The organism is Streptomyces sp. NPDC051214, from assembly GCF_040682375.1.
Taxonomy (GTDB): Bacteria; Actinomycetota; Actinomycetes; order Streptomycetales; family Streptomycetaceae; genus Streptomyces.
This window is the reverse complement of record NZ_JBFBAT010000005.1, coordinates 509,524-534,680: the sequence shown is the minus strand read 5'-3', so window position 1 is coordinate 534,680 and position 25,157 is coordinate 509,524. Positions and strand designations below refer to the sequence as shown.

25 protein-coding genes are annotated in these 25,157 nt (G+C 70.6%); 9 read left to right on the top strand and 16 right to left on the bottom strand.

The features are described from left to right. The first annotated feature begins 20 nt into the window (after window positions 1-20). A complete protein-coding gene (locus tag AB0M70_RS16395; protein ID WP_365820633.1) occupies window positions 21-761 on the top strand; it encodes a response regulator transcription factor in 741 nt (246 codons plus the stop codon). Beyond that, window positions 758-2,137 carry a HAMP domain-containing sensor histidine kinase gene (locus AB0M70_RS16390; RefSeq protein WP_365820632.1) on the top strand — a complete coding sequence of 460 codons (1,380 nt, stop codon included), beginning with the start codon at window positions 758-760 and terminating at the stop codon, window positions 2,135-2,137. The genes AB0M70_RS16395 and AB0M70_RS16390 overlap by 4 nt, the downstream gene beginning before the upstream one ends. Here AB0M70_RS16390 and AB0M70_RS16385 read toward each other — a convergent pair. The 5 genes from AB0M70_RS16385 to AB0M70_RS16365 all read right to left on the bottom strand — a co-directional run bounded on the left by AB0M70_RS16385 (window position 2,134) and on the right by AB0M70_RS16365 (window position 7,442). Further along, window positions 2,134-3,222 (bottom strand): alpha/beta hydrolase, encoded by a 1,089-nt coding sequence (locus AB0M70_RS16385; RefSeq protein ID WP_365820631.1) that lies wholly within the window; start codon window positions 3,220-3,222, stop codon window positions 2,134-2,136. The two genes, AB0M70_RS16390 and AB0M70_RS16385, sit on opposite strands and share 4 nt — an antisense overlap. Window positions 3,223-3,418: 196 nt before the next feature. Then, the gene (locus AB0M70_RS16380) at window positions 3,419-5,119 is read right to left on the bottom strand and encodes a methylmalonyl-CoA mutase family protein (RefSeq protein ID WP_365820630.1); all 1,701 of its coding nucleotides are present in this window, start codon (window positions 5,117-5,119) and stop codon (window positions 3,419-3,421) included. 73 nt (window positions 5,120-5,192) lie between these two features. Further along, a complete protein-coding gene (locus tag AB0M70_RS16375; protein ID WP_344527649.1) occupies window positions 5,193-5,525 on the bottom strand; it encodes a DUF3817 domain-containing protein in 333 nt (110 codons plus the stop codon). A 68-nt stretch (window positions 5,526-5,593) separates the two neighbouring features. Continuing rightward, window positions 5,594-6,103 (bottom strand): MarR family transcriptional regulator, encoded by a 510-nt coding sequence (locus tag AB0M70_RS16370; protein ID WP_363308244.1) that lies wholly within the window; start codon window positions 6,101-6,103, stop codon window positions 5,594-5,596. Between the two features lie 10 nt (window positions 6,104-6,113). After that, window positions 6,114-7,442, bottom strand: a complete 1,329-nt coding sequence (locus AB0M70_RS16365) for an MFS transporter (protein WP_365820629.1) — start codon at window positions 7,440-7,442, stop codon at window positions 6,114-6,116. A 72-nt stretch (window positions 7,443-7,514) separates the two neighbouring features. Here AB0M70_RS16365 and AB0M70_RS16360 point away from each other — a divergent pair, with 72 nt between their 5' ends. Both AB0M70_RS16360 and AB0M70_RS16355 read left to right on the top strand, forming a co-directional pair. Then, entirely contained in the window at window positions 7,515-8,501 is a 987-nt protein-coding gene (locus AB0M70_RS16360; RefSeq protein ID WP_365820628.1) for a DUF5937 family protein, read from the top strand. Window positions 8,502-8,592: 91 nt separating this feature from the next. Then, a complete protein-coding gene (locus AB0M70_RS16355) occupies window positions 8,593-9,624 on the top strand; it encodes a glycoside hydrolase family 6 protein (RefSeq protein ID WP_365820626.1) in 1,032 nt (343 codons plus the stop codon). Between the two features lie 15 nt (window positions 9,625-9,639). On the opposite strand, the gene AB0M70_RS16350 is transcribed toward AB0M70_RS16355, so the two are convergent. The 7 genes from AB0M70_RS16350 to AB0M70_RS16320 form a co-directional block, all read right to left on the bottom strand. Further along, window positions 9,640-11,604 (bottom strand): kelch motif-containing protein, encoded by a 1,965-nt coding sequence (locus AB0M70_RS16350; protein WP_365820624.1) that lies wholly within the window; start codon window positions 11,602-11,604, stop codon window positions 9,640-9,642. A 3-nt stretch (window positions 11,605-11,607) separates the two neighbouring features. Then, window positions 11,608-13,443: a cellulose synthase catalytic subunit gene (locus AB0M70_RS16345; RefSeq protein WP_365820622.1), complete on the bottom strand. Its 1,836-nt coding sequence runs from the start codon at window positions 13,441-13,443 to the stop codon at window positions 11,608-11,610. A gap of 479 nt (window positions 13,444-13,922) precedes the next feature. Beyond that, complete coding sequence (locus tag AB0M70_RS16340) at window positions 13,923-14,555, bottom strand: TetR/AcrR family transcriptional regulator (protein ID WP_365820620.1); 633 nt, start codon at window positions 14,553-14,555, stop codon at window positions 13,923-13,925. After that, window positions 14,552-15,235: a DUF4166 domain-containing protein gene (locus AB0M70_RS16335; RefSeq protein WP_365820618.1), complete on the bottom strand. Its 684-nt coding sequence runs from the start codon at window positions 15,233-15,235 to the stop codon at window positions 14,552-14,554. The genes AB0M70_RS16340 and AB0M70_RS16335 overlap by 4 nt, the downstream gene beginning before the upstream one ends. Next, window positions 15,235-15,903: a hypothetical protein gene (locus AB0M70_RS16330; protein WP_365820696.1), complete on the bottom strand. Its 669-nt coding sequence runs from the start codon at window positions 15,901-15,903 to the stop codon at window positions 15,235-15,237. The genes AB0M70_RS16335 and AB0M70_RS16330 overlap by 1 nt, the downstream gene beginning before the upstream one ends. A gap of 202 nt (window positions 15,904-16,105) precedes the next feature. Then, window positions 16,106-16,399, bottom strand: coding sequence for an MTH1187 family thiamine-binding protein (locus AB0M70_RS16325; protein WP_160507269.1), 294 nt, complete (start codon window positions 16,397-16,399; stop codon window positions 16,106-16,108). Next, complete coding sequence (locus AB0M70_RS16320) at window positions 16,396-16,740, bottom strand: DUF3817 domain-containing protein (protein ID WP_363209321.1); 345 nt, start codon at window positions 16,738-16,740, stop codon at window positions 16,396-16,398. The genes AB0M70_RS16325 and AB0M70_RS16320 overlap by 4 nt, the downstream gene beginning before the upstream one ends. A gap of 190 nt (window positions 16,741-16,930) precedes the next feature. On the opposite strand from AB0M70_RS16320, the gene AB0M70_RS16315 reads away from it, so the two are divergent. From AB0M70_RS16315 to AB0M70_RS16300, 4 genes are all read left to right on the top strand, one after another. Next, window positions 16,931-17,569: an AIM24 family protein gene (locus AB0M70_RS16315; RefSeq protein WP_365820615.1), complete on the top strand. Its 639-nt coding sequence runs from the start codon at window positions 16,931-16,933 to the stop codon at window positions 17,567-17,569. A 1-nt stretch (window position 17,570) separates the two neighbouring features. Beyond that, window positions 17,571-18,221, top strand: a complete 651-nt coding sequence (locus tag AB0M70_RS16310) for an AIM24 family protein (RefSeq protein WP_365820613.1) — start codon at window positions 17,571-17,573, stop codon at window positions 18,219-18,221. 8 nt (window positions 18,222-18,229) lie between these two features. Then, the gene (locus tag AB0M70_RS16305; protein WP_365820695.1) at window positions 18,230-19,036 is read left to right on the top strand and encodes an AIM24 family protein; all 807 of its coding nucleotides are present in this window, start codon (window positions 18,230-18,232) and stop codon (window positions 19,034-19,036) included. Window positions 19,037-19,156: 120 nt separating this feature from the next. Continuing rightward, complete coding sequence (locus AB0M70_RS16300; protein ID WP_363209318.1) at window positions 19,157-19,633, top strand: MarR family transcriptional regulator; 477 nt, start codon at window positions 19,157-19,159, stop codon at window positions 19,631-19,633. Window positions 19,634-19,636: 3 nt separating this feature from the next. On the opposite strand, the gene AB0M70_RS16295 is transcribed toward AB0M70_RS16300, so the two are convergent. Further along, window positions 19,637-21,070, bottom strand: a complete 1,434-nt coding sequence (locus AB0M70_RS16295; RefSeq protein ID WP_365820611.1) for a HAMP domain-containing sensor histidine kinase — start codon at window positions 21,068-21,070, stop codon at window positions 19,637-19,639. Next, window positions 21,067-21,741 (bottom strand): response regulator transcription factor, encoded by a 675-nt coding sequence (locus tag AB0M70_RS16290; RefSeq protein ID WP_365820609.1) that lies wholly within the window; start codon window positions 21,739-21,741, stop codon window positions 21,067-21,069. Before AB0M70_RS16290 ends, AB0M70_RS16295 begins: the two co-directional genes overlap by 4 nt. 143 nt (window positions 21,742-21,884) lie before the next feature. Between AB0M70_RS16290 and AB0M70_RS16285 the strand changes: the two genes are divergently transcribed. Beyond that, a complete protein-coding gene (locus AB0M70_RS16285) occupies window positions 21,885-22,586 on the top strand; it encodes a PepSY domain-containing protein (RefSeq protein WP_365820607.1) in 702 nt (233 codons plus the stop codon). Window positions 22,587-22,845: 259 nt separating this feature from the next. On the opposite strand, the gene meaB is transcribed toward AB0M70_RS16285, so the two are convergent. Together meaB and AB0M70_RS16275 are read right to left on the bottom strand one after the other, a co-directional pair. Next, window positions 22,846-23,802 carry a methylmalonyl Co-A mutase-associated GTPase MeaB gene (gene meaB, locus AB0M70_RS16280; protein ID WP_365820605.1) on the bottom strand — a complete coding sequence of 319 codons (957 nt, stop codon included), beginning with the start codon at window positions 23,800-23,802 and terminating at the stop codon, window positions 22,846-22,848. A gap of 61 nt (window positions 23,803-23,863) precedes the next feature. Next, entirely contained in the window at window positions 23,864-25,066 is a 1,203-nt protein-coding gene (locus AB0M70_RS16275) for an acetyl-CoA C-acetyltransferase (protein ID WP_363209313.1), read from the bottom strand. Between the last annotated feature and the right edge of the window lie 91 nt (window positions 25,067-25,157).

Here is a 25,157-nt window from a genome sequence, read left to right as displayed (position 1 = left end):
GCGTTTGGCACCTTGGGTCCATGAGTCTCACCAGCAGGCCGGGCCCGCCCGCGACCGGCGGCGGCCCGCCGCCCGCCAAGATCCTCGTGGTCGACGACGATCCCGAGGTCCGCGCGGCGGTGGAGGACGGCCTCACGATCGAGGGGCACCTGGTGCGCGGTGCCGTGGACGGCAGCCGCGCGCTCGGTGCCATCGCCCGCTGGGAGCCGGACCTCGTGGTCCTCGACGTGATGATGCCGGTGATGGACGGCCTCGCCGTGTGCCGTCAGATGCGCGCCCTCGGCGACCGCACCCCCGTCCTCGTCCTCACCGCCCTCGGCTCGGTGAGCGAGCGTGTCGACGGCCTCGACGAGGGCGCCGACGACTACCTGGTGAAGCCCTTCGCCCTGGACGAGCTCGTCGCCCGCGTCCGCGCCCTGCTGCGCCGCGCCGCCCCCGAGCAGCTCTCCGCGGCCGACGGCGACGATCTCGCGTACGGCGACCTCGTGCTCGAGCCGTCGACCCGCACCGGCCGCCGCGGCCACCGCACGGTCGAGTTCAGCCGCACCGAGGCCGCCCTGCTCGAACTGCTCCTGCGCAACGCCGGGCAGGTCCTTCCGCGCGAACTCATCCAGGAGTCGGTCTGGGGGCGCGACTTCGGCCCCGACTCCAACTCCCTCGCCGTGTACGTCGGTTACCTGCGCCGCAAGCTGGAGTCGGGCGGCGAACCGCGGCTCGTGCACACCGTGCACGGCGTCGGCTACCGGCTGGGCAGCCCGTGAGCGCCCGGCGCAGGCTCGGCGCCCGGTGGCGGCGCAGGCGCCCGCTGCGCACCCGGCTCGCGCTCGCCGCGGCGGCGGCCGTCGCCCTGGTCGCGGTCGGGGTGTGCGTGGCCGCGTTCCTCGTCATCCGCTACAAGCTCTACCAGCAACTCGACCAGAACCTCGCCCAGTCGGCGACCCTCATCGCCCAGCAGCGGAACTTCGACAACGAACCGGGCGTCGTCACCGGCGAATGCCGCTACCTGGGCTCTCCCGCCTGCTCGCAGATCGTCCCCGCCGACCCCGCGGACGACCCGTCGAAGCCGTATCTGCTGCCGGTGAGCGAGTCCACGCGCAGGGTCGCGGCCGGAAAGGCGGGGCCGTACTACACGAGCCTCACCTTCCAGGGGAAGCCGACGCGGATGTACACGACCACCTACGGCAAGGGCGACGCCGTCCAGGTCGCCCTGCGCGCCGACATCGCCGAGCGCGGGGTGCGGCAGGCCGCGGGGCTGCTCTCCGCGGTGGGCGGCGCCGGAGTGCTCCTGTCGGGGCTCGGCGGCTACTGGGTCTCGCGCACCGGCCTCGCCCCGGTCGCCCGCCTCACGGCCACGGCCGAGCGCATCGCGGCGACGCGCGACGCCCGCCACCGCATCGAGCTGCCGCCGGGGCCACCGGGCCGCGAGGACGAGGTGACCCGGCTCGCCGCCTCGTTCAACGCGATGCTGGCCGAGCTGGAGGAGTCGGTCACCGCACGCCGCCGCCTGGTCGCCGACGCCTCGCACGAGCTGCGGACGCCGCTGACCGCGCTGCGCACCAACGCCGAACTCCTCGCCCGCGCCGACCGGTTGACCGAGGCCCAGCGCGAGCGGGCGTCCGGGGCGCTCGCCCGGCAGCTCCGCGAGGTCACCGGCATGGTCAACGACCTGATCGAGCTGGCCCGCGACGAGGAGCCGCAGCCCCTCCTGGAGGAGGTGCGGCTCGCTCCGCTGGTCACGCATGTCGTGGACGCGGCGCGCGGCCACTGGCCGCAGGTGCCGTTCACGCTGCACGTGACGCCGGAGGCCGCGGGCGTGAGCATCCCCGGGGTTCCGGCGCGCCTGTCCCGCCTCGTCACCAACCTCCTGGACAACGCGGCCAAGTTCAGCCCGCCGGGCACGCCCGTGGAGGTCTCCCTCTCCCCCGCCGCGCTGACGGTCCGCGACCACGGGCCCGGCATCGCGGAGGAGGACCTGCCGTACGTCTTCGACCGCTTCTACCGCGCCGAGAAGGCCCGCGCCCTGCCTGGCTCGGGCCTCGGCCTCGCGATGGCCCGCCAGATCGCCCACGCACACGGAGCGGAACTCTCGGCGGAGAGGGCACCGGGCGGCGGCGCGCTGTTCAGGCTGACGCTCTAGTTCTTCCAGGCACAGCTGCCGAGCTCGGCGCGGCCCTTCGCGACGAGGCGGTCCGCTTCTCCGGCGGGCATGACGCGCGTGTGCTTGCCGCGGCAGATCACCGTGCGGTCGCCGTGTCCCGCCAAGTCGACCAGGATCTGGTCCCAGTGGCGGTACTGCACGTCGTGCCCGGAGTCCGCGTACGTGCGCACCTTCGCCTTGCCCGGCAGCTCGTCCTGCCAGGTCTTGAGGGTGGCCGGCGGCACGGTCGTGTCCTTCTTGCCGCCGTAGAGGTAGACGGGGGCGTCGAGCTTCTTCAGGTCCGGTCCCGGGCGCCCGCAGTACAGCTTCTGCTCGTGCACCTGCGGCGCGGGGTCCGCCTGCTGGCCGCGCTGGTTGTAGGTGCGCGCGCCTTCCTCGTACGCCGTGTCGGCGAAGCCCGGGATCGACTTCACGGGGCTGTCGTCGGGGAACGCCCACCACTTGCGCGGGTCCCTGATCGAGTCCTTCACCGTGGCGGCGAGCTCGTCGTCGGACATCGAGCAGTACGCGGGCTTCGTGCCGTACGGCGGCAGGGCGGCGGCGAGGTGCAGGGCCGACACGCGCTCGGGGGCGCGCCCGGCGAGCTCCGCGGCGTACGGCCCGCCGCCGGAGATCGCGATCACACTGACGTCGTCCACACCGAGCTTGTCGAGGACTTCGAGGGTGTCGTCGGCGAAGTCGGCCTTGCCGAGCTTCTCGTCGTACTCCGTGTCGCCGAAGCCGTTGCGCTCGACGGAGATGAGGCGCAGCCCCAGGTCCTCGCGGGTCGTGCGGAAGAAGTCCGTCATGTGCGCCGCGCGGGCGCTGGTGCCGGTGCCGCCTATGAACAGGACGGGCTTGCCCTTCTTGTTCCCGGTGTCGGAGTAGTGAGCCGTCCGGCCGTTGGAGAGCTTCGCCGCGTGCACGTCGGGGCCCAGCGAGTCGAAGGTGTCCTGCACCTTCGGCTCGGCGGGCGGGCTCGCGCTCACCTCTCCGGAGCCGTACACCGTCAGCGCACCGAGCAGGGTGAGCGTCGCCGCTCCGATGGCGATCACGGCGGTACGGGTGGGTCCGGGCAGGCTCACGGGTGACACAGGGTGACTCCAGGGGCAGGGCGGGTGGACGGGCGGTGCCTACCCAGCCCCGCGCATCTGACACCCACGACTTTCCGCCGAATCCCGCAGCCCCTGAGGGGGCCCGCAGGGGCCCTTAAGGGGCGCGGGGAACTGCGCGACCAGCCACAACGGCCCCGCAGCTCCCCACGCACCGAAAGCACCCGAACTAGAACCCCGGCGGTTCGGTATAAATCCCCCACTCGTCCCGCAGGACGCCACAGATCTCCCCGAGAGTCGCCTCCGCACGGACCGCCTCCAGCATGGGCGGAATCATGTTCGTCCCGCCCCGCGCAGCGGCCAGCATGGCATCGAGCGAGGCCCGAACGCGCGCATCGTCCCGCGCCCCCTTCCGGACCCCGAGGACCTTGACCTGCTCCCGCTCGACCTCATGAGAGACCCGCAGGATCTCCAGGTCACCGGTGACGGAACCATGGTGGACGTTCACGCCCACCACGCGCTTGTCGCCCTTCTCCAGGGACTGCTGGTACTGGAAGGCGGACTCGGCGATCTCGCCGGTGAACCAGCCGTCCTCGATGCCCCGCAGGATGCCGGAGGTGATCGGCCCGATCGGGTGCTGCCCGTCCGGGTGCGCCCGGCGCCCCCGCTCCTTGATCTGCTCGAAGATCTTCTCGGCGTCGGCCTCGATGCGGTCGGTGAGCTGCTCGACGTACCAGGAGCCGCCCAGCGGGTCCGCCACGTTCGCGACGCCGGTCTCCTCCATGAGCACCTGCTGCGTGCGCAGCGCGATCTCGGCGGCCTGCTCGCTCGGCAGCGCGAGGGTCTCGTCGAGGGCGTTCGTGTGCAGGGAGTTCGTGCCGCCGAGGACCGCGGAGAGGGCCTCGACAGCCGTACGTACGACGTTGTTGTAGGGCTGCTGCGCGGTGAGCGAGACGCCCGCGGTCTGCGTGTGGAAGCGCAGCCACTGGGCCTTGTCCGTCTTCGCGCCGTACACGTCCCGCATCCAGCGGGCCCAGATGCGGCGGGCGGCGCGGAACTTGGCGATCTCCTCGAAGAAGTCCAGGTGCGCGTCGAAGAAGAAGCTGAGCCCCGGCGCGAAGACGTCGACGTCCATGCCGCGGCTCAGGCCGAGCTCGACGTACCCGAAGCCGTCCGCGAGGGTGTACGCGAGCTCCTGCGCGGCCGTCGCCCCGGCCTCGCGGATGTGATAGCCGGAGACCGAAAGGGGCTTGTACGCGGGGATGTCGCGCGCGCAGTGCTCCATGAGGTCGCCGATGAGGCGCAGGTGCGGCTCGGGCTGGAAGAGCCACTCCTTCTGCGCGATGTACTCCTTGAAGATGTCCGTCTGGAGCGTGCCGTTCAGGACGCCCGGGTCGACGCCCTGGCGCTCGGCGGCGACCAGATACATGCAGAAGACGGGGACGGCGGGCCCGGAGATCGTCATCGACGTCGTGACGTCACCGAGCGGGATGTCCTTGAAGAGGACCTCCATGTCGGCGGCCGAGTCGATGGCGACCCCGCAGTGCCCGACCTCGCCGAGAGACTGCGGCTCGTCGGAGTCGCGGCCCATCAGGGTCGGCATGTCGAAGGCCACGGAGAGACCGCCGCCGCCCGCGGCCAGGATCATCTTGTAGCGCTCGTTCGTCTGCTCGGCGTTGCCGAAGCCGGCGAACTGGCGGATGGTCCAGGTCCGGCCGCGGTAGCCGGTGGGGTGCAGTCCGCGGGTGAAGGGGTATTCGCCGGGCCATCCGATCCGCTCGAACCCCTCATAGGCGTCCCCGGGCCGTGGCCCGTAGACCGGCTCGACCGGGTCGCCGGAGAGCGTGGTGAAATCCGCGTCGCGCTTCTTCGCGGTGTCGTACCGGGCCTGCCAGCGACGGCGGCCCTCCTCGATGGCGTCAGCGTCCATACCCTCGAATTTACTTGGACGTCCTAGTAAATGTCGATGGCTCACCGCCACGGGTCTCTCCGTGGCGGTGCGGTTACGCCTTCGCGGTGGCCGGGGAGCCGTCGACGATCAGCGGCTCGACCTCGCGCACGACCTTGCGCTCGACGAAGAACGCGGCCGTCGGGATGGTGCCGGACACCAGCACCCACAGGAGCTTGCCGAACGGCCACTTCGCCTTGGAGCCCAGGTCGAAGGCGAAGATCAGGTAGATGATGTAGAGGACGCCGTGGACCTGCGAGACGACCAGCGTCAGGCCCTCGCCCTTGTCGAAGCCGTACTTGAAAATCATGCAGGTGCAGAGCACGAGCAACATGACGGCGGTGACGTAGGCCATCACCCGGTATCGGGTCAGCACGGATCGCTTCATGCCCACGAGCGTATCGGCCCGTTTTGCGCGATCTTCGGGCGGCCCCGGCACGAGCGGAACCCGAGGTTCTACTGCTCCTCGAAGTCCTCGGCGGCGACCCGCAGCGGCCGCAGCATCGCGAAGATCTCCGCGCACTCCTCGGCGTCGTACACCCCGAGCCCGAAGTCCATGGCCATCAGCTCGCGGGTGGCCGCCTCGACGACCTCGCGGCCCTTCTCCGTGATGGAGGCCAGCGTGCCGCGGCCGTCGTTCGGATTGGGGCGCTTGTCGACGAGACCGGACTTGACCAGGCGGTCGACGGTGTTGGTGACGGACGTGGGGTGGACCATGAGGCGCTCGCCGATCTTGGACATCGGCAACTCGCCCGCCTGCGAGAACGTGAGCAGAACCAGCGCCTCGTACCGCGCGAAGGTCAGTCCGTAGGGCTTGACGACCGCGTCGACCTCGCCGAGCAGGATCTGGTGCGCCCGCATGATCGAGGTGATCGCCCCCATGGCCGGAACGGATCCCCAGCGCTGCTTCCAGAGCTCGTCGGCGCGGGCGATGGGATCGAAGGGGAGGCTGAGCGGCTTCGGCACGCCAAAGACCTTACCCGCCGGTCACATGGTGGTCAGCCCCGTCTCGCGATTCGGTCGTCTGTTCCCGTGAGGTGGCGGGTCTGCCGTCGGCCGTGCGACGCGTGGCGCGTACCTCGGCCGCCAGGGCGAGGCAGCAGACCGTGCCGAGCACACCCGACGCCGTGACGACGGTGCTCACCGCGAAGAACTCCGCCGCGAGCCCGGCGAGCGCCATCCCGACCCCCTGGATCGTCATGAGCCCCGCCGTGTGCACGGTCATCGCCCGCCCCCGCAGCTCCTCGGGGACCGCGTCGACGAACCACCGGTCGACGCCCAGCGTGTACGCCGACCCGGCGCCGGCGAGCGCCAGGGCGAGCATCGCCCACAGGAGGCCCGGCGTGAGCACGTACACCGTGAGCGGCAGCAGCGTGACGGAGGCGAGCGGCAGGGCCACGCGGGCGCGTGAGGCCGCGGAGAGCACGGAGCCCGCGTACAGCTCCGCGGCGATCGTGCCGACCGGCAGCGCGCACATCAGGAGTCCGACGCCCGCGACGCCGACTCCGATCTGATCGGCGTACGGAGCGGCCAGCGCCTCGGGGGCGACCATGAACATCGGCGGCGCCCAGAGGAGGAGCAGCAGCGCCCTGATCCGCCGGTCGCCGAGCACCCGTCCGGCGCCGCTCAGCGAGTACCTCACCAGGGCGGAGCCGCCACCCCCGCGCGCGGGCCTGCGCCGGGTCCCGCAGCGCAGGAGCAGCGCCGAGGCGGCGAACGTGGAGACGGTGATGAGGAGCGCACCGCGGGGCGACACGACGGTCAGCAGGACGCCGCCGAGCCCGAATCCGACGAGCACGGAGCTCTGCGAGACGATCCGCAGCAGGGAGCGCCCGAGGATGAACAGGTCACCGTCCCCGAGGATGTCGGTGAGGGTGGCCATCCGCGTCCCGTTGAACACCGGCGACACCAGGGCGATGACGCACCGCAGCGCGAGCAGGGCGAAGACGGGCGTGGCGGGCAGGGCCATGAGCGCCGCGCACCCGGCGCACACCGCGTCGCACAGCACGAGCACCCGGCGCGGCGGGTACCGGTCGGCGATCCCGGACAGCAGCGTCCCGCCCACGAGGTAGGGCAGCATCCCCAGGGCGAAGGTGAGCGCACTGAGCAGCGGCGAGCCGGTGAGCCCGTACACGAGCACGGTGAGCGCGACCTCGCTGACGACCACGCCGAGCAGCGAGAGCGCGTGGGCGAGGAAGACGGCACGGAACTCGGGGATCGTGAAGAGGCGGAGATAGCCGGTGGATTCGGGCGCGGCGGGCTCGGGGGTGCTGAGTTCGGGCGCGGTGGGATTCTCTTCGGGCATGCCCGCACCCTGCACGCGCGCGTGCCCGCCGCCCTAGAGTTTCGGTCACAGGCGAAACATGGGGGTGAACGCGTGCCGAACCGGCTGCACTTCGGTCCCGACGATCTCCTGCGGTGCCGGTTCGCCGTGTCGCCGCTGTGGGAGACGCAGGAGGCCGTGCGCACCCTGAAGCGGCCCGAGCGGCACGGCTACCACCCGCAGTGGCTGCGGCGGATCCGCGGGGCGGGCGCCGGGCTCGAACTGGAGACCCTGTGGCTCCTGATGCCGGTGCGCGGCTACACCCCGGACTTCATCGGCCCGCCGCCCATCGGCCCCGCCGCCACCTTCGACGAGGAGATCGCGGCCGTGCGCGCGGCCGACCCCGAGGCCGCGCGGGAGGAACTGGCGCGGGCGCTGGCCTGCACCCCGGGGGCCGCCGAGTCCCCGGCGGGGCGCGCGCTGCTCGCCGATCCCGTGCGCGCGGTGCGGGACTTGGCCGACGCCGTGGAGGCCGCCTGGCGCACCCTGGTCGAGCCGGACTGGCCACGGCTCCGCGCGCTTCTGGAGGCGGACGTCGCCTTCCACTCGCGGCGGCTCGCGGAGGTCGGCCTCGGCGCGCTGGTCGCCGAACTCGACCCGCGGTTCGCCTGGGACGCGGGCACCCTGACCGTCGCCCGCCGTGGCGACCATGTGCGGCATCTGGCGGGGCAGGGCCTGGTCCTGATGCCCAGCGTCTTCGCCTGGCCCGACGTGGTGGGCGGCCACGAACCGCCCTGGCAGCCGACCCTGGTCTATCCCGCGCGCGGCCTCGCCGGGCTCTGGACCGAGCCGGGCGCGCACACCACCGAAGCGCTCGTACGGCTCCTGGGGCGGGGCAGGGCTTCCGTGCTCGCCGCGCTCGACGAACCCGCCACCACCTCGGCCCTCGCGCACCGCCTGGGGCTCGCCCCCTCGTCCGTGTCCGCGCACCTCGGCGCCCTGCGCGGGGCGGGGCTGCTGGTCTCGCGGCGGTACGGACACCAGGTGCTCTACGAACGCACTCCGCTCGGCATCGCGCTGGCGGGCGGCGGGGGCATCTGAGGCCCTCTGCGGCCCGCCCCGGTGTCGTAACCAGGGGTGATTGGGCCGTTATGTAACGATTGCCCGGTCACCGTCGCCCATAGGGGGCTGGATGTACCGGCTGCTCCGCACGTTCACCGCACTCACGGCCCTCACGGCCCTCGGGCTCACGGCCGGGTGCTCCTCCGAATCCGGCACGAAGGGCGAACAGCGGTCGGCCACCGAGGCCGGCGCCTCCCCCGCGGCCACCCAGAAGGCAGCGCAGAGCACCTTCTGGGTCGATCCGCAGAGCGCGGCCGCCCGGCAGGTCAGGCAGTGGGAGCAGGAGGGCCGCACCCAGGACGCCGCCGCGCTCAAGCGGATCTCCGAGCAGCCCATGGCCGTGTGGCCCGCGGGCGACGACCCGGCCCCGGACATCAAGGCGGCCGTCGACGGCGCCGCGCAGGGCGACCGCACCGCCGTGCTCGTCGCGTACAACATCCCGCACCGCGACTGCGGCCAGCACTCCGCGGGCGGCGCGCAGAGCCCGGAGTTCTACGGGCAGTGGATCGACACGTTCGCGGGGGCCATCGGCGACCGTCCGGCCGTCGTCATCCTCGAACCGGACGCGATCCCGCACATCGTGGACGGCTGCACCCCCGCCGAGTACCACGCCGAGCGCTACCAACTGCTCTCCGACGCCATCCAGCGGCTCAAGCAGCAGCCCCGGACGAAGGTCTACCTGGACGCGGGCAACCCGGGCTGGATCTCCCAGGCGGGCAAGCTCGCCGAGCCGCTCCAACAGGCGGGGATCGCGCAGGCGGACGGCTTCTCGCTGAACGTGTCGAACTTCCAGGACGACGAGACCATCAAGGCGTACGGCCGCGGCCTCTCGGGAATCGTCGGCGACAAGCACTTCGTGATGGACACCAGCCGCAACGGCAAGGGCCCCCTCGCCGGCGACCGCGAGGACGCCTGGTGCAACCCGCCGGGACGCGGTCTCGGCACCCCGCCCACGGACAGGACCGGTGAGCCTCTGCTCGACGCCGTCCTGTGGATCAAGCGGCCCGGCGACTCCGACGGACCGTGCCGGGGCGGCCCGGCGGCGGGCCAGTGGTGGCCCGACTACGCGCTCGGTCTCGCGCGCAACGCCAAGGCCACCTGACCGCGGCGGACCCGGCTACTTCCCGCCCACGTGGATCCACTTCGCCTCTGACGACGTGCCGTCCTGGTCCGTCACGAAGAGCATGTACCAGCCCGGCGGCACCAGCGCGGTGTCGCCCCTGGGCACCTCCACCGTCACCTCGCCCTTGCCCTTGGTGAGGGCGAGCGCGATCGACCGCTGCTCGACGTCCGTCGTGTGCGTCACCGCGCTGGGGCGCATCAGACGGGCCGACGCGATCTTCCCGGGGCTCTTCGTGCGGAACGTCGCGCGGCCGTCCGCCGCCAGTTCCTCCGGGCCCTCGCCGAGGACCGGGCGGTTGTCGCCCGCCTTGTGCAGCGCGGGCGGCGTGAAGACCTCCATGCGCTGCTCGAAGTGGCCGAGCTTGGTGTTCTGCTGGTTGTCGTAGAGCGGGTCGGAGCCGAAGGTGACGACCCGTCCGTCGGGCAGGAGCAGCGCCTCGGAGTGGTAGTTGCGGCCCACCTTGGGGGACGCCGCCTCCCGGAAGCTGTTCGACCTGGGGTCGTAGAACTGCGCCTTGAGGATGTTGCTCGCCCCGCGCCCCCGGTAGTCCTTGGACCCGTTGGACGTGAAGACGGAGTCGTCCGGCAGGATCACGCTGTTCAAGTAGCGGGTGCCCTGCGGGAGTTCGGGACCCGTCCGGAAGGCGGGGCTCTTCTCCTTGAGGTCCACCACGGCCGTGCGCCGGGTCGCCTTGTCGGACTCGCCGACGCCTCCGCCGCCCAGGATCATCACCTTCTGGTCCTGCGCCGGGGGCAGCAGGAGGGACGCGGACGTCTCGGTCTGGTCGAGGTCGACCAAGCCGGGGATCTTCTCGAACTTGTTGGTCTTCAGGTCCCAGAGGCCGGGCTCACGGCCCTTGTCGGCGGGGCCGTAGCCCGCGTTCGACGCCGGGTAGAAGAGCTTGCCGCCCTTGGTGAGGAAGAGCGCCGGGTAGGTCGGGAAGTAGCGCTTGGGACCGTCGGTCCACTTCTTCGTCTTCGGGTCGTAGATCTCGTTGTCGCCCGGGTCGATCTTGCCCACGTCGTCGAGGCCGGAGACCGCGAGCACCTTGCCGTCGTCGAGACCGACGAGCGTGGGATACCAGCGGGCCTTCTCCATCGGCTCCACGGGCACGTACTTCTCGGCCTTCGGGTCGAACTCGTACGCCGCCTTGATCCCCTGGAAGTCCTGCTTGTCCATGGTGATCTTCTCGGCGATCCCGTACGCGTTGTCCGCCTCCTTGCCGGTGAGGCCCTCGATCTCGTACTGCGCCGACTTCTGCGTGGCGAACTCCTCGCCCTCCTGCATCGCCTCGACGAAGACGCGGGACTCGCTCGCCTTGACCGTCGTCTTCCAGGGCTTCATCACACCGGACTTGGTGTACGTGATCTCGTAGTCCCGCTTGGCCTTGGGGACCGTGACGTCGAACTTGCTCACGTACTCGACGCCCGACGGCGAGCGGAAACGCGTGCCCTTCTTGAGGACGATGGGCTTGTCGGGGTTCTCGTTCTTGACGCGCATGCCTCCGCCGGCCCGGTTGATCTCGCCGTCGAGGAGTTCGTAGCGCGCCGTGCCGCCCGCCACCAGGAGCCTGCCGTCAGGGAGTTGGGCGTGGCCCGAGCAGAAGAAGTCCTCCGGGGTCCTGACCTTCTTGAAGGTGTCGTTCCGCGGGTCCCAGAGGATCGTGTCGAAGGCGCCCTTGTCGAACTTCTTCTGCTCGTTCCCGGAGCCCGCGACGATCAGGACCTTGCCGGTGTGCAGGAGCGCGGCGTGGATGGCGTTGGTGCGGAACTCCTCGGGGATGCCGATCTGCTTCCAGGAGCCGTACTTGGCCTTGTAGCCGGGCTGGGCGATCTTGTACTCGTAGTACTGCTCCTCGGCGAACGAGAGCGCCGCCGGGGCGTTGAGCCCGACGAGCAGCGCGCCCGCCCCGACACCCAGGAGTGTCTTCTTCGTCCGCTGAGAGGGCCGGTATGCCATGGGTCAGTTCCCTCCTGTCGTCGTACCGGTGGCGAACGCCGGCTCCGGCTCGCCGTCCGCTGCCGCGGTGGTGATGCCTTCCGCGTCCTGCCTGCCGCGCTGCCGCGCCCGCGCGCGGGCCTCCTTGCGCCCCTCGCTCGCCCTGCGCTCCTTGAGCAGCGTGAAGCACCAGATCGTGACGGGGGCCAGCGAGATGACCAGGGCGAGGACGGCCCAGGTGCGCATCGCCGCGTGGGTGTGGCCGAGCACGAACGAGGCGACCAGTGAGCTGGTCAGGACCGCCGCCCAGAAGAGATGGATGCGGAAGGTGAGCAGCCGGTCGGGGCTCGCGTCACCGCCCTTGGGCGTGACCACGAAGCGGCTGGGGCGGCGCACGACGGCGGCGCCGAGCGACTTGGCGTAGATGGGTGCGGAGAGGGCGGACATCCCCATTCCTGCGAGGCCTCCGGAGCCGGCCGGTTCGTGCGGGGAGACGTTGTGCCGGCGGTTCCACAGATAGAGGCCCACCTGGAGGGCGGCCGCGTCGCTGTAGAGCATCAGCCAGACGGAGGCGGCGACCTGCGTCCCGGACGCGCCGAACCAGAGGAAGAGGACACAGCTCAGCACGCCGAGCAGCCAGTTGACCGCCGTCATGGGGTAGTAGACGAGCATCATCGTGTACGAGAAGAGGCGGCCGGGCGGCATCGTGAACGGTGCCTTCCAGTACTGCTTGATCAGCGTCTCGTACGTCCCGCGCGACCAGCGCATCTGCTGGGTGAAGAAGTCCGTCCAGGAGGCGGGCCCCTCGCCGACGGCGAGCACGTCCGGGGTGTAGACCGACCGCCAGTGGCGCTTGGTGAGCGGGTTCTTGTGCCGGTGCAGCTCGAAGCCGGTCGCCATGTCCTCGGTGATGGAGTCGTACAGGCCGCCGACCTGGCGCAGCGCCTGGATGCGTACGACGTTGTTGGTGCCGACGAACATGGGTGCGCGGTAGCGGTTGCCGGCGCGCTGGATCAGCGCGTGGAAGAGGAACTGCTGGGACTCGGCGGCCTTGGTGACGGGCGAGTCGTAGTTCCCGTACACCTGGGGCCCGACGACGAAGGCGACGTCCTCGTCCCGGAAGTAGCCCATCATCCGCTCGAGGAAGTTGGGGAGCGGCACATGGTCGGTGTCCACCGAGGCGAAGAAGTCGTAGTCGCCGCCGTGCATCGCGAGCCAGGCGTTGTAGTTGCCGTGCTTGGTGCGTGCCTTGTGGACGCCCTTCTTGCGGTTCCACTCGGGAACGCCCTTGCGGGTGAAGTGACGTACGTCGAGTTCGGCGCAGAGAGCCTTGGCGTCCTCGTCGTCACCCTCGTCCAGGAGCCACACGTCGAGGGGGCCGGTGTGGTGTATGCCCTTGGCGCCCTCGAGGGTGGCACGCACCATGCCGAGGGGTTCCTTGCCCGGGACGTACGTCGTGAGGAACGCGACGCGGGTGCCGGGTTCGGGGGTGACCGGGATCGGGTCCCTGGCCACCATGGTCGCGTGGGCGATGGACACGACGTTGACGAGCATGAAGAGCTCGATCAGGCCGATGGCCACGAGCATCGTGATGTCGAGCCCGATGAGCCAGCTGTCGGCGCCCTCGCGTTCCGTCCAGTGGGTCGGCCACACGAGGTAGACGAGGAGGAGGCCGGTGAGGACGGGGGCGAGCGTCATCAGGATGACGGCTCGTATTCGGTGGGGCTCACTGGAGAGAAGCTTGTTGTACTGCACCCGATAGCGGCCCCCTTCGCCGCTGCCGCTGCCTTCGCCGGCCGGCTCCGTGAGCGGTCCGGCGAGTGTGCTGTGGGTGTCGTAGTCGTAGCCCTCCGGCCGCACAGCGCCCTCCAGGTCGTGGGTGATCTGGCTCTGGCAGGTTCAGGTGCGAACGAGCCGATAACCACACAAAAGTGGAGTTTCCCCGGCGTGTCGAACCGGGCGCGTCCGTGCGAGCGGTCTTACGGTGAGCGGTTCGGCCGGGGTTACGGGCCGAGGGACCCCGGGGCACGGATCTCAAGACGTTGCTCCGTCCGAGCCCCACCCCCTCCCCGACCAACAACGCCAAGCCCACGCCTGACCAACACACCGGGCAGCCCGAGCGACTGGCTCCCGACCAAGCCCACCCACCGGCGATCCCCCTGACACCACGGGGCAATCGGGCGGGTGGGCGGGAAAGGCCTGTTCGGCAAGAGGCGAATGCGGGGTGATCGGGCGGGTGGGCGGGAAAGGCCTGTTCGGCAAGAGGCGGATGCGGGGCAAACGGGCGGGTGGGCGGGAGAGGCCCTTCGAAGCCCACCCCACCCCCCAGGGGGCTGAGCTCAGGACCGCGAAACCCGCCGTAGGCGACTCCGCATGGCCCGCTGAGCAATCGGCCCCAACTCCTCCACAGCCGTCACCAGGACGGACAACTGCTCCAAGGCGTCCAGCGCCCTCTCCGCCCCCGCCGCGTCCACCCCCTCGTACAGCTCGATCCCGACGAAGGACGCCGCCACCGCCCGCGCCAGCCCCACGGGATCCGCGAACTCCCCAAGCGGCGTCGCCGAGAGGACCCGGACCAGGACCTTCTCGATCTCCTCGATCCAGAGGGCGAGACCCGCCGCCGTCGCGGGGGCGAGGCGAGGCTGCGTCTGGGCCCCCGCCAGGAGCTGGCCGAGAACAGCGACATGCCCCGCGGCCCTCTCCTCCTCGTGCATCTCACGCCCGAACGCGAGGAGTTCGGCCAGCGAGGACACCGCGTCGAGCCGCTCCCGGTACCGCGAGACCCGCTGCTCCGAGCCATGACGGCAGGCCGCCGCCAAGAGCTCGTCGACGGACCCGAAGTGGTAGAAGACCAGCGCCTGATTGACCCCGGCGGCAGCCGCGATCGTCCGCGCGGACGTCTTCGCGATGCCCTGCTCCGTCAACGTACGCAGCGCCCCTTCGAGGAGCTTCTCCTTCGTGTCGGCGCTCACGCCCTCGCCTCCTCGCGCAGGGGCCGCAGCCCCGGCCGCACACCGCAGCGGCGGACCTCCGCGTACTCCGCCGTGAAGGAACCCTCGTACCCGAAGAGCGGCCCGAAGTGCCGGTTCACCACCCTGACCTGGATACGGAAGCGGCCCGTGGAGTCGTCGTAGGACTCCCGCACCTCCGCGTCACCGCCGATCAGCTCGGGGACGCGGACGTCCACCGGCCCCTCCCGGAAGCGGTGCTCCCCGGAGCGGATCAGCAGGGAGCCGTCCGGCTGGGCCCGTAGGTGGAGGTCGCTGGCGAGGTGCTGGTGAGTGCCCAGGTAGTCGAGGATCCGGTCGCCCTTGGGGCTCAGGACCATCTGGGCGTCGAAGCGGCGGGAGCGTCCGGGCAGGTCGAAGGTGCGCACGAAGCTCACCGTCTCACGGCCGAAGGTGTCGACGTACGGCACGTTCTCGATGGTGAAGGGCACGTGGCGGCCCGCTCGGGGGACGAGGATGTTGCGCGTGCCGCCGAGGGCGAGGAACGGCTTCACGAAGCCCCGGCCGTGCCAGACGCGGTCCATGACGCCCCGCCCCGTGCACGCCTCGCCGCTCGCCAGGCCCACGGAGAAGCGGCGCTGCAGCTGGGGGTGGAGCCGGTCGAAGTCGGCGCCCATCACCGTACGGAAGATCGATGTCCGCATCACTTCTCCTGGAGGGTCGCGAGAACACGCGGTGTACGCGTGCGTGCCGGTGGATTGCGCAGGCAGCGGCGCGCGGCCGGCGTCGTCGGCAGCGGCGGCAGGACGAAGGCGAGCGCGAGGACCGCAGGCGCCACCATCGGCGCGGCGACGGCGGCCGCGGCCACGCTCCCGAGGCGCACCGCCACCTCGGCCAGCGCGTGCAGCAGTTGGCGCTCGGGCGTGATCCCGCGCTCCAGCCAGATCCTGAGCCGGTCGAAGGACCAGGCCGTGGCCCAGCCCATCAGGGGGCGGAAGACGGCACGGTCGGCGAGCGCGCCGAAGCGGCCCCAGCGCGGCCGGTAGTCGTAGCCGGTGAGGAAACGGATGCCGCCGCCGGGGACGGGGACGTAACGCCAGTAGCCCGAGCCCTCCCGGAGGAGCGACAGCGGGTGCGGTGAGGCGAAGCGCAGGGCGGACGTCCGGGTGCCGTCCGCGCGGCGCTTCTCGCCGGCGGAGATCCCGGTGCCCGCGACGGTCAGGAAGGGCAGTACGCGCGTGCCGTACCGGAAGTGCCGCGGCTCGCCCGGGACCTGCGGCAGGTAGTCGATCTCGGTGAAGCGGAGGTCCCAGCGCTGGTGCTGGGACGGCTCCTGGGTGCGTGCCCACAGCTCGTCGAGGTCGGCGTCCATGCGTGCTTCGACGTACAAGCTCGACGGTCTCACGGCATTCCCCCATGTCAGCGCAGTTTTGAGCGACTGCTCAAGATGACCATGCTGACCATAGAGAGTTTTGAGCGTTCGCTCAAGTCCGCGGACAGAGAGAAGCCCTCGCCGTCCGACGGCGAGGGCTTCTCTTACGGCACAGAGGGGCAGGCGGTCCCGCGAAGGCGGTCTACGCGGAAAGGTGGCGCTCCACCGTCTCGACCTTCGACGTCATTCCGTCCGTCACTCCGGGACGGATGTCCGCCTTCATGACGACGGAGACGCGCGGCGCCCGCGCCTCGACCGCCGCGACGGCACGCTTGACGACATCCATCACCTCGTCCCACTCACCTTCGACCGAGGTGAACATCGCGTCGGTCCGGTTGGGCAGGCCGGACTCGCGGACGACGCGGACCGCGTCGGCGACGTACTCGCCCACGTCCTCGCCGACGCCCAGCGGGGTCACGGAGAAGGCGACGATCATGCGCTCACGACGCCTTCGCGGCGGGCGCGCGACGCGATCACGGCGGCCTCGGCCTCACGCTTCAGCTTCCGCTCGGCGAAGAAGCCGCCGGCCGGCAGGACGGAGAGGACGAAGTAGAGGGCGGCCGTCTTCAGGTCCCACTTCGTGCGGTTCCAGGCGTCGAGCCAGAACAGCACGTACAGGACGAAGAGCACGCCGTGGACCATGCCCATGACCGGCACGGCGTTGAATTCCGTGGTCCGCTTCAGCACCGAGCAGACGATCAGCAGCAGGAAGGAGACGGCCTCGGGGGCCGAGACCAGACGGAGGCGGCGGAGTGCGGAAGCGGTCTTGATGTCCACGGATCACCTTCGGTGTGAGGCGGGAGCGAGGGGCGGGGCCGCCCGGCGGCATCGATCCGGCGATCTGACGACCGGCGATCTTGTGAATGCGCGCACAAGCGACCCCCATTGTGACATCGGGGTGTTCTCGGGGTTCCCTCAGGGGCCGTTGCCCTGTTCCGACCCCATATCCGACGGCTACCGTCGTTACGTGGCAACGTTCCGATTGCAGGGCAGCAGGGTGCTCGCCGTGGACATGACCGGCGACGCCGTCAAGGCGAAGAACGGCTCGATGGTCGCGTACGACGGCCAGATGGCCTTCAAGAAGATGACCGGCGGCGGCGAGGGCGTCCGGGGCATGGTGACCCGCCGCCTCACCGGCGAGCAGATGACGGTGATGGAGGTGAAGGGGCACGGCACGTGCTGGTTCGCCGACCGCGCCACGGAGATCAACCTCGTGCAGCTGCGCGGCGAGAAGCTCTTCGTCGAGGCCGGCAATCTCCTGTGCACGGACGGGGGCCTGCGCACCGGCACCCAGTTCACCGGCGTACGCGGCGCCTCCCAGGGCAATGGCCTGTTCACCACCACCGTCGAGGGCTCGGGCCAGGCGGCGATCATGTCCGACGGACCCGCGGTGGTGCTGCGCGTGAGCCGGCAGTTTCCCCTGACGGTGGACCCGGGGGCGTATGTCGCGCACCAGGGAGACCTCCGCCAGAACCTCCAGTCGGGCGTCACTTTCCGTACGTTGCTCGGCGAGGGCGGCGGCGAGGCCTTCCAGATCCGCTTCGAGGGCGAGGGGCTCGTCTATGTCCAGCCCAGCGAGCGGACGACGATCGCGGGGGACGTCTGACATGCCTTTCCGGGAGATCAACTCGAAGATGGTCGAGGCGACCGTCCTGCCGGGCCAGCGGCTGTTCAGCCAGCGCGGCGCGATGCTCGCCTACAAGGGAGACGTGGCCTTCACGCCCAACATCCAGGGCGGTCAGGGCGGCCTGGCCTCCATGATCGGGCGCCGGGTCGCAGGCGAGGCGACGCCCCTGATGACCGTGGAGGGCAGCGGCACGGTCCTCTTCGGGCACGGCGGCCACCACATCCAGGTGATCACCCTCACCGGGGACACCCTCTATGTGGAGGCGGACCGGCTGCTCGCCTTCGACGGGACGCTCCAGCAGGGCACGATGTTCATGGGCTCGCAGGGCGGCGTCATGGGCATGGTCCGCGGCCAGGTCACCGGACAGGGCCTCTTCACGACCACCCTCAAGGGCCAGGGCGCGGTCGCCGTCATGGCGCACGGCGGCGTCATCGAGGTCCCCATCACCCCGCAGCGCCCGGTCCACGTCGACCCACAGGCGTATGTGGCCCACCACGGGGACGTACGCAACAAGCTCTCCACCGCCCTCGGCTGGCGCGACATGGTGGGGCGGGGCTCGGGCGAGGCGTTCCAGTTGGAGCTCTCAGGAAGCGGTGCGGTGTACGTCCAGGCGTCGGAGGAGAAGCTGTGAACCCCTCAATGCCCGCGGGGGCACCCGCGGCCCTCGACCCGATGACGCTCCCGAGCGACGACAACGTGAATCCGTACACCTTCTGCGTGGAGCTCAAGGGGAGCCAGTGGTTCCTGCAGAAGGGCAAGATGATCGCGTACTACGGATCGATCGAGTTCAACGGCATCGGTCACGGCCGCCTGGACCGTCTGGTGCGCACGAGTTTTCATTCGCCCCTGCACGCGAGCGACTGGGTGGTGGCCGACGGCCAGGGCAAGATGCTCCTCGCCGACCGGGCCTTCGACGTGAATTCGTACGACCTCGATGACGGCAACCTGACCATTCGCTCCGGCAACCTCCTCGCTTTTCAGCCAACTCTCGCGCTGAAGCAATCGATCGTCCCGGGCTTTCTGACCCTGATCGGAACCGGAAAGTTCGTGGCCGCGTCGAACGGCCCGGTGGTCTTCATGGAGCCGCCGATCCGGGTGGACCCGCAGGCCCTCGTGGGCTGGGCGGACTGCCCCTCGCCCTGCCATCACTACGACCACGGGTATCTGACCGGAGTCATCGGGGGCGTGCGGGCGCTGACCGGGATCGGCGGAACCTCAGGTGAGGAGCACCAGTTCGAGTTCGTGGGAGCGGGCGCGGTGCTCCTGCAGTCCTCGGAGGCCCTGATGGCCGAGCACGCGACGGGCGCGGTGCCGCACCAGGCGGGCGTTCCGGGCGGTCATGGCGGGCCCGGCCAGCAAGGCCGGCAGGGTCAGCACGCCGGGCAGCCGGGACAACCACGCCTTCCCGGACAACTGGGGGACCTCCAGCGTCGCTTCGGCCTGTGAGCGGTAGTCTGCGGAGTGTGACGGGCGAACGCCTGTGCCCCTCTGACAACTGGGGGTCAGAGGCGCGTGTCACACACCGACATTCGTTCACCTTTCAACTTCTTAGGTAGAATCGATTCCATGGAGACCGATACGGCCCCGCAGTGGCTGACCAACGAGGAACAGTGCGCCTGGCGCACCCACGTAGAGGTCAACAGGATGCTGACCTATCAGCTCGAGAAGGACCTCCAGCCGTTCAACCTGACCATGAACGACTACGACATCCTCGTCCATCTCTCCGAGTCCGAAGAGAAGCGGATGCGCATGAGCGATCTCGCGGCCGCCACACTGCAGTCCAAGAGCCGCCTCTCCCATCAGATCACCCGCATGGAGAACGCGGGCCTGGTCCGCCGGGAGAACTGCGAGTCCGACCGGCGCGGGCTCTACACCGTCCTCACGGACGAGGGCATGGAGACCATGCAGCGGGTCGCCCCGCACCACGTGGACTCGGTCCGCAAGCACTTCGTCGACCTGATCTCACCCGAGGCGCTCGGCGAACTCCACAAGGCCCTGACCCCGATCGCGGAACACCTCCGCGCCCAGCGGGGCAAGCCCTGACCCTCACCGGGTGACGGCAGGGACCCTGAGCTCGAAGAGCGCTCCCCCACCGGGAGCCTCCTTGACCGTGAGGGTCCCGCCGTGCCGCGCGGCGACGTCGCGCGCGATGGCGAGGCCAAGACCCGCCCCGCCGTCATCCCTGGTGCGGGCGTCGTCGAGGCGGACGAAGCGCTCGAAGATCCGGTCGCGTTCGCCCTCGGGCACACCGTCTCCGTCATCGGAGACCTCAAGGACCGCCCACGCGCCCTCGGCGCGGGTGGCGACCGTGACGTGCGAGCGCGCGTGGCGCTGCGCGTTGTTCACCAGATTGCCGAGCACGCGCGCCAACTGGCCGCGGGAACCGGTGACGTCGGCGTTCCGCAGATCCATGCGGACGTCGACGCGGTCCCGCGTGCGCTGCGAGAGCTCCTCGCGGGCGAGCGCAGCCAGGTCCACCTGCCCGCCGCCCGGCTTCTCCCCCGCGTCCAGGCGGGCCAGGAGGAGCAGGTCGGCGGCCAGCTCCTGAAGTCGTACGGTGTCCTCGACCGCACCGTCCACATCCAGCAACTCCGGGTGGGCAGCGCCCACTTCGAGCTGGGTGCGCAAGGAGGCGATGGGGCTGCGCAATTCGTGCGAGGCGTCGGCCACGAAGCGGCGCTGACGTTCCACCGAGGTCTGCAGGGCGGCGAGCGTCTCGTTCGTGGTCGTGGCCAGGCGCGCGATCTCGTCGTGCGTGTCCGGCTCGGGCACGCGGCGCGCGAGGTCCTCCGACGCGGTGATCGCCGCCATCTCGGTGGTGATCGCGTCCACCGGCCGCAGGGCACGGCGCGTCACCAGCCAGGTCACCAGGGCGATGACGGCCAGCAGCAGCGGGAAACCGATGAGCATGGACGTCAACGCCGTGGACACCGCGCTCTGCTGCGCGGCGAGCGAGGCGCCGGCATGGACGGTGAGGTCCCCCTTCGTCTCGCTGTTCACCTCGACCGCGGCGAAGCGGTAGTCCTGCGTCTCGCCGTCGACGGTGGCGGAGCCCGAGGTGACGCGCGGTTCGTCGTCGGAGACCTCCCCGAGTTCGGGGGCGTCCCCCTGGCTCACGTCGTCGTCATCGTCGTCGCCCTTGGGAGGCGTGGCGACCGGCCGGGGCTTGACCGCGGCCACACCCGTGCCGCTGATCCGCTGCAGGTCCTCGGTGGCGGCGACCAGCCTCCCGTCGCCGTCGACGACCTGGACCGGATGCTCCTCGTCGTCCAGGTCCAGGTTGTCGTACGGCTCGTTCGCCGCGAGCCGCGAAGCCACCCCGCGGGCGGCCGACTCGGCCTGGCCACTGGCCTGATCGGTCAGGTTCGCACGCAGCGAGAGCAGGACGGCGGCCCCGGCGGCGACCAGTGCGACGGCCACGACGAGGCTGGCGCCGATCGTGGCGCGAGCCCGTACGGAACTGAAGAAGCGCTTGGTCATCGGGGGGCCTCCAGGCGGTATCCGGCGCCGCGCACCGTCTTGATCAGCCGCGCCCCGAGCTTGCGCCGCAGCGCGCTGATGTAGACCTCGACGATGTTGGGGTCCCCCTCGTAGGCGAAGTCCCAGACGTGCTCCAGGATGTCGCCCTTGGAGACCACCTCGCCCACCCGCAGCACGAGCTGTTCAAGCACCGCGAACTCCTTCGCGGTGAGCGTCACTTCACCGTCCTCGCCCTCGCCGCGGAAGACACGGCGCGCCGCGGTGTCGACCCTGAGGTCGCCGATGGTGTGGACGGGGGACGGCCCTCCGTTGCCGCGGCGGCGCAGGAGCGCCTTCACGCGGGCGACGAGCACGACGTACGAGAAGGGCTTGGTGAGGTAGTCGTCCGCGCCCGTGTCCAGCCCTTCGGCCTCGTCGTACTCCCCGTCCTTCGCCGTGAGCATCAGGATCGGTACGTCGTGGCCCGCGGCGCGCAGGGTCGAGCAGACGCGGTAGCCGTTCATGCCGGGCAGCATGATGTCGAGGATGACGAGGTCGTACGTGCCCTCGCTCGCCCGGTGCAGCCCGTCGATGCCATCGTGCACGACGTCCACGGCGTAACCCTCGGCCGTCAGGCCCTTGGCCAGGGACAGCGCGAGGCGCTTTTCGTCTTCCACGATCAACAGGCGCATGCGTTCAGGGTGGCAGAAGCAACCTGAAGAGTTCTTCAGGCGGCTTCAGGCTGGCTTCAGGGTCGCTCAGCCAGATTGGTCCGTGTCGAAAGCGAACGGCAGCGGCCCACCGGCCGCAGCCAACGACTCGGGAGGAACCCCTCATGAAGCGCAACATCGTCATCGCCACCGTCGCAGCTCTCGCCCTGGTCGGGGGCGGCACCGCGACAGCGCTCGCCACCACCGGCGACGACGAGTCGTCGGCCGCCGCCAAGAAGTCCAGCGTTCAGCTGAAGGACCACGACCGGGACGACAACGATCGTGACGACAACGACCGGAACGACGACCGGGACGACGCCAAGGAGAACACCGCCGAGGCCAAGGCCGCCAAGGTGACGGCCGCCGACGCGATCAAGGCGGCCCTCGCGAACCAGTCCGGTACGGCGGTCTCCGCGGAGCTGGACGACGAGGACAACGGCGGCCTGGTCTGGGACGTCGACGTGCTCGGCAAGGGCAGCACGTGGCACAGCGTCCAGGTCGACCCCGGCACCGGCAAGGTGCTCGGCTCGCACACCGAGCAGGACGAGGACGGCGACGCCCAGCGCGTGGCCGCGGCCTTGAAGGGTGCGTCCACCTCGGCGGAGGACGCGGCGAAGGCCGCGGCCGCCAAGGGCACGGTCACGTCCGTGGACCTGGACGATGACGGCACGGCCGGCGCCTGGGACGCGGAGACGGCCTCCGGCAAGGGTGCGGAGTCCGACTGGAAGGTGGACCTGCAGTCGGGCAAGGTCACGGCGGACAAGTCGGACAGCCACGACGACAATGACTCCGACGACGTCGACGACGACAACGACTCGGACGACTGATAACTCCCCCGTCCCCACAGCGCGCCGCCCCGCAGGGATTTCCCTGCGGGGCGGTTCGCGTCGTGGGCTCGGGGCTCCTCTTCCGGCTACGCCTCGTCTTCCGGCTACGCCCTGAACCGCCGCTTCGCGACGGATTTTTCCCGCCCACCCACCCGATTACCCCGGGGTAACGGGTGGGTGGGCGGGAAACATCGTCGCGAAGCGGCGGCTCGTTCGTCTGCGGGGCTACCGGAAGCAGCAGTTCCGTCAGCCCACCGGGTCAACCCGAAGTCAAGCTCTCGACCAGCTCATCCGCCGCCGCGTAAGGGGACAACTCCCCCGCCACGATCCGCTCGGCCAGCGCGGACAGCCGCGCGTCCCCATGCAGATCAGCGATCCGCTCCCGCAAAGCCGTGACCGCGATGGTCTCGACCTCCCGCGCCGCCCGCGCAGCGCGCCGCTCCGCGAGGACCCCCCGCTCCTCCATCCACGCCCGGTGCTTCTCCAGGGCCTCGACGACCTCGTCGATCCCCTCGCCCCGCGCGGCCACCGTCTTCACGATGGGCGGGCGCCAGTCCCCCGCGCCGCGGGACTCCCCGAGCCCCAGCATGTGGTTCAGCTCGCGCGCGGTCGCGTCCGCTCCGTCCCGGTCCGCCTTGTTGACGACGTACACGTCACCGATCTCCAGGATTCCGGCCTTCGCCGCCTGGATGCCGTCCCCCATCCCGGGGGCGAGCAGCACCACCGAGGTGTCCGCCTGTGAGGCGATCTCCACCTCGGACTGGCCGACGCCGACCGTCTCGACCAGGATCACGTCGCAGCCCGCAGCGTCCAGGACGCGGATCGCCTGCGGAGCCGACCAGGCCAGACCGCCCAGGTGGCCTCGCGTCGCCATCGAGCGGATGTAGACCCCGGGGTCGGACGCGTGCTCCGACATCCGGACCCGGTCGCCGAGCAGCGCGCCCCCGGAGAACGGCGACGAGGGGTCGACGGCGAGGACGCCGACCCGTTTGCCCGCACGCCGGTACGCCGAGACCAGCGCCGACGTCGAAGTCGACTTGCCGACACCGGGGGAACCGGTGAGGCCCACCACGTAGGCGTGGCCCGCCAGCGGAGCCAGCGCGGCCATGACCTCGCGGAGCTGCGGCGACGCCCCCTCGACCAGTGAGATCAGCCGGGCCACGGCCCGTGGCCTGCCCTCGCGGGCCTGCGCCACCAGGGAGGGGACGTCCTGCATGTCAGACAGCTCCGTTCCAAGACGTTTGCGAGACGGGGAAGGCTTGCACGCGCGAAGCGCGTCAGGCCTTCGCCACCTTCACGATCAGCGCGTCACCCTGCCCGCCGCCACCGCAGAGCGCCGCGGCACCCACGCCGCCGCCCCGCCGCTTCAGCTCGAGGGCGAGGTGCAGGACGACGCGTGCGCCGGACATCCCGATCGGGTGACCCAGGGCAATGGCACCGCCGTTGACGTTCACCTTTTCCGAGGACACCCCGAGGTCCTTCATTGACTGCACGGCGACCGCGGCGAAGGCTTCGTTGATCTCGATCAGGTCGAGGTCGGCGACGTCCAGGCCCTCCTTCTTCAGGGCGTGCCGGATGGCGTTGGACGGTTGCGACTGCAGCGAGTTGTCCGGGCCCGCCACGTTGCCGTGGGCGCCGATCTCCGCGATCCAGTCGAGGCCGAGCTCCTCGGCCTTGGCCTTCGACATCACCACGACCGCGGCGGCGCCGTCGGAGATCTGCGAGGAGGTGCCCGCCGTGATCGTGCCGTCCTTGGTGAAGGCGGGGCGCAGCTTGCCGAGCGACTCGGCGGTCGTCTCGGCGCGGATGCCCTCGTCCTTGGAGAACAGGACCGGGTCGCCCTTGCGCTGCGGGATCTCGACCGGGGTGATCTCGGCCTCGAAGATGCCGTTCTTCTGGGCGGCGGCCGCGCGCTGGTGGGAGGCGGCGGCGATCTCGTCCTGCGCGGGGCGTGCGATGCCCAGGCGGGTGTTGTGCTTCTCCGTGGACTCACCCATGGCGATGTTCTCGAAGGAGTCGGTCAGGCCGTCGTACGCCATGGAGTCGAGCATCTCGATGGCGCCGTACTTGTAGCCCTCGCGGGACTTCGGCAGGAGGTGCGGCGCGTTCGTCATCGACTCCTGGCCGCCGGCGACGACGACGTCGAACTCGCCCGCGCGGATCAGCTGGTCGGCGAGCGCGATCGCGTCGAGGCCGGAGAGGCACACCTTGTTGACGGTGAGTGCCGGGACGTTCATGGGGATGCCCGCCTTGACGGCGGCCTGACGCGCCGGGATCTGCCCTGCCCCGGCCGTGAGCACCTGCCCCATGATCACGTACTGCACCTGGTCGCCGCCGATCCCGGCCCGCTCCAGCGCGGCCTTGATCGCGAAACCGCCCAGGTCGGCGCCGGAGAAGGACTTGAGGGAGCCGAGCAGGCGGCCCATGGGCGTGCGCGCGCCCGCGACGATCACTGAGGTGGTACCGGTCGTTCCAGACATGTGCCACGGCCCCTTGGGAGGAGGAGTTAATGAGGGTTTACTTGAATGTACTGAGCGGTACGCCGCGCGTCATCGGGCGTTGGGTGTGATC

Bases quoted from the DNA above. Each gene is read 5' to 3' on its own strand.
- AB0M70_RS16380 (WP_365820630.1), bottom strand. From the start codon at position 5,119: ATGGACGCTGACGCCATCGAGGAGGGCCGCCGTCGCTGGCAGGCCCGG.
- AB0M70_RS16335 (WP_365820618.1), bottom strand. From the start codon at position 15,235: ATGCGGACATCGATCTTCCGTACGGTGATGGGCGCCGACTTCGACCGG.
- AB0M70_RS16325 (WP_160507269.1), bottom strand. From the start codon at position 16,399: ATGATCGTCGCCTTCTCCGTGACCCCGCTGGGCGTCGGCGAGGACGTG.
- AB0M70_RS16355 (WP_365820626.1), top strand. From the start codon at position 8,593: ATGTACCGGCTGCTCCGCACGTTCACCGCACTCACGGCCCTCACGGCC.
- AB0M70_RS16375 (WP_344527649.1), bottom strand. From the start codon at position 5,525: ATGAAGCGATCCGTGCTGACCCGATACCGGGTGATGGCCTACGTCACC.
- AB0M70_RS16295 (WP_365820611.1), bottom strand. From the start codon at position 21,070: ATGACCAAGCGCTTCTTCAGTTCCGTACGGGCTCGCGCCACGATCGGC.
- AB0M70_RS16350 (WP_365820624.1), bottom strand. From the start codon at position 11,604: ATGGCATACCGGCCCTCTCAGCGGACGAAGAAGACACTCCTGGGTGTC.
- AB0M70_RS16275 (WP_363209313.1), bottom strand. From the start codon at position 25,066: ATGTCTGGAACGACCGGTACCACCTCAGTGATCGTCGCGGGCGCGCGC.
- AB0M70_RS16395 (WP_365820633.1), top strand. From the start codon at position 21: ATGAGTCTCACCAGCAGGCCGGGCCCGCCCGCGACCGGCGGCGGCCCG.
- AB0M70_RS16365 (WP_365820629.1), bottom strand. From the start codon at position 7,442: ATGCCCGAAGAGAATCCCACCGCGCCCGAACTCAGCACCCCCGAGCCC.
- meaB (WP_365820605.1), bottom strand. From the start codon at position 23,802: ATGCAGGACGTCCCCTCCCTGGTGGCGCAGGCCCGCGAGGGCAGGCCA.
- AB0M70_RS16285 (WP_365820607.1), top strand. From the start codon at position 21,885: ATGAAGCGCAACATCGTCATCGCCACCGTCGCAGCTCTCGCCCTGGTC.
- AB0M70_RS16290 (WP_365820609.1), bottom strand. From the start codon at position 21,741: ATGCGCCTGTTGATCGTGGAAGACGAAAAGCGCCTCGCGCTGTCCCTG.
- AB0M70_RS16300 (WP_363209318.1), top strand. From the start codon at position 19,157: ATGGAGACCGATACGGCCCCGCAGTGGCTGACCAACGAGGAACAGTGC.
- AB0M70_RS16330 (WP_365820696.1), bottom strand. From the start codon at position 15,903: ATGGACGCCGACCTCGACGAGCTGTGGGCACGCACCCAGGAGCCGTCC.
- AB0M70_RS16310 (WP_365820613.1), top strand. From the start codon at position 17,571: ATGCCTTTCCGGGAGATCAACTCGAAGATGGTCGAGGCGACCGTCCTG.
- AB0M70_RS16305 (WP_365820695.1), top strand. From the start codon at position 18,230: ATGCCCGCGGGGGCACCCGCGGCCCTCGACCCGATGACGCTCCCGAGC.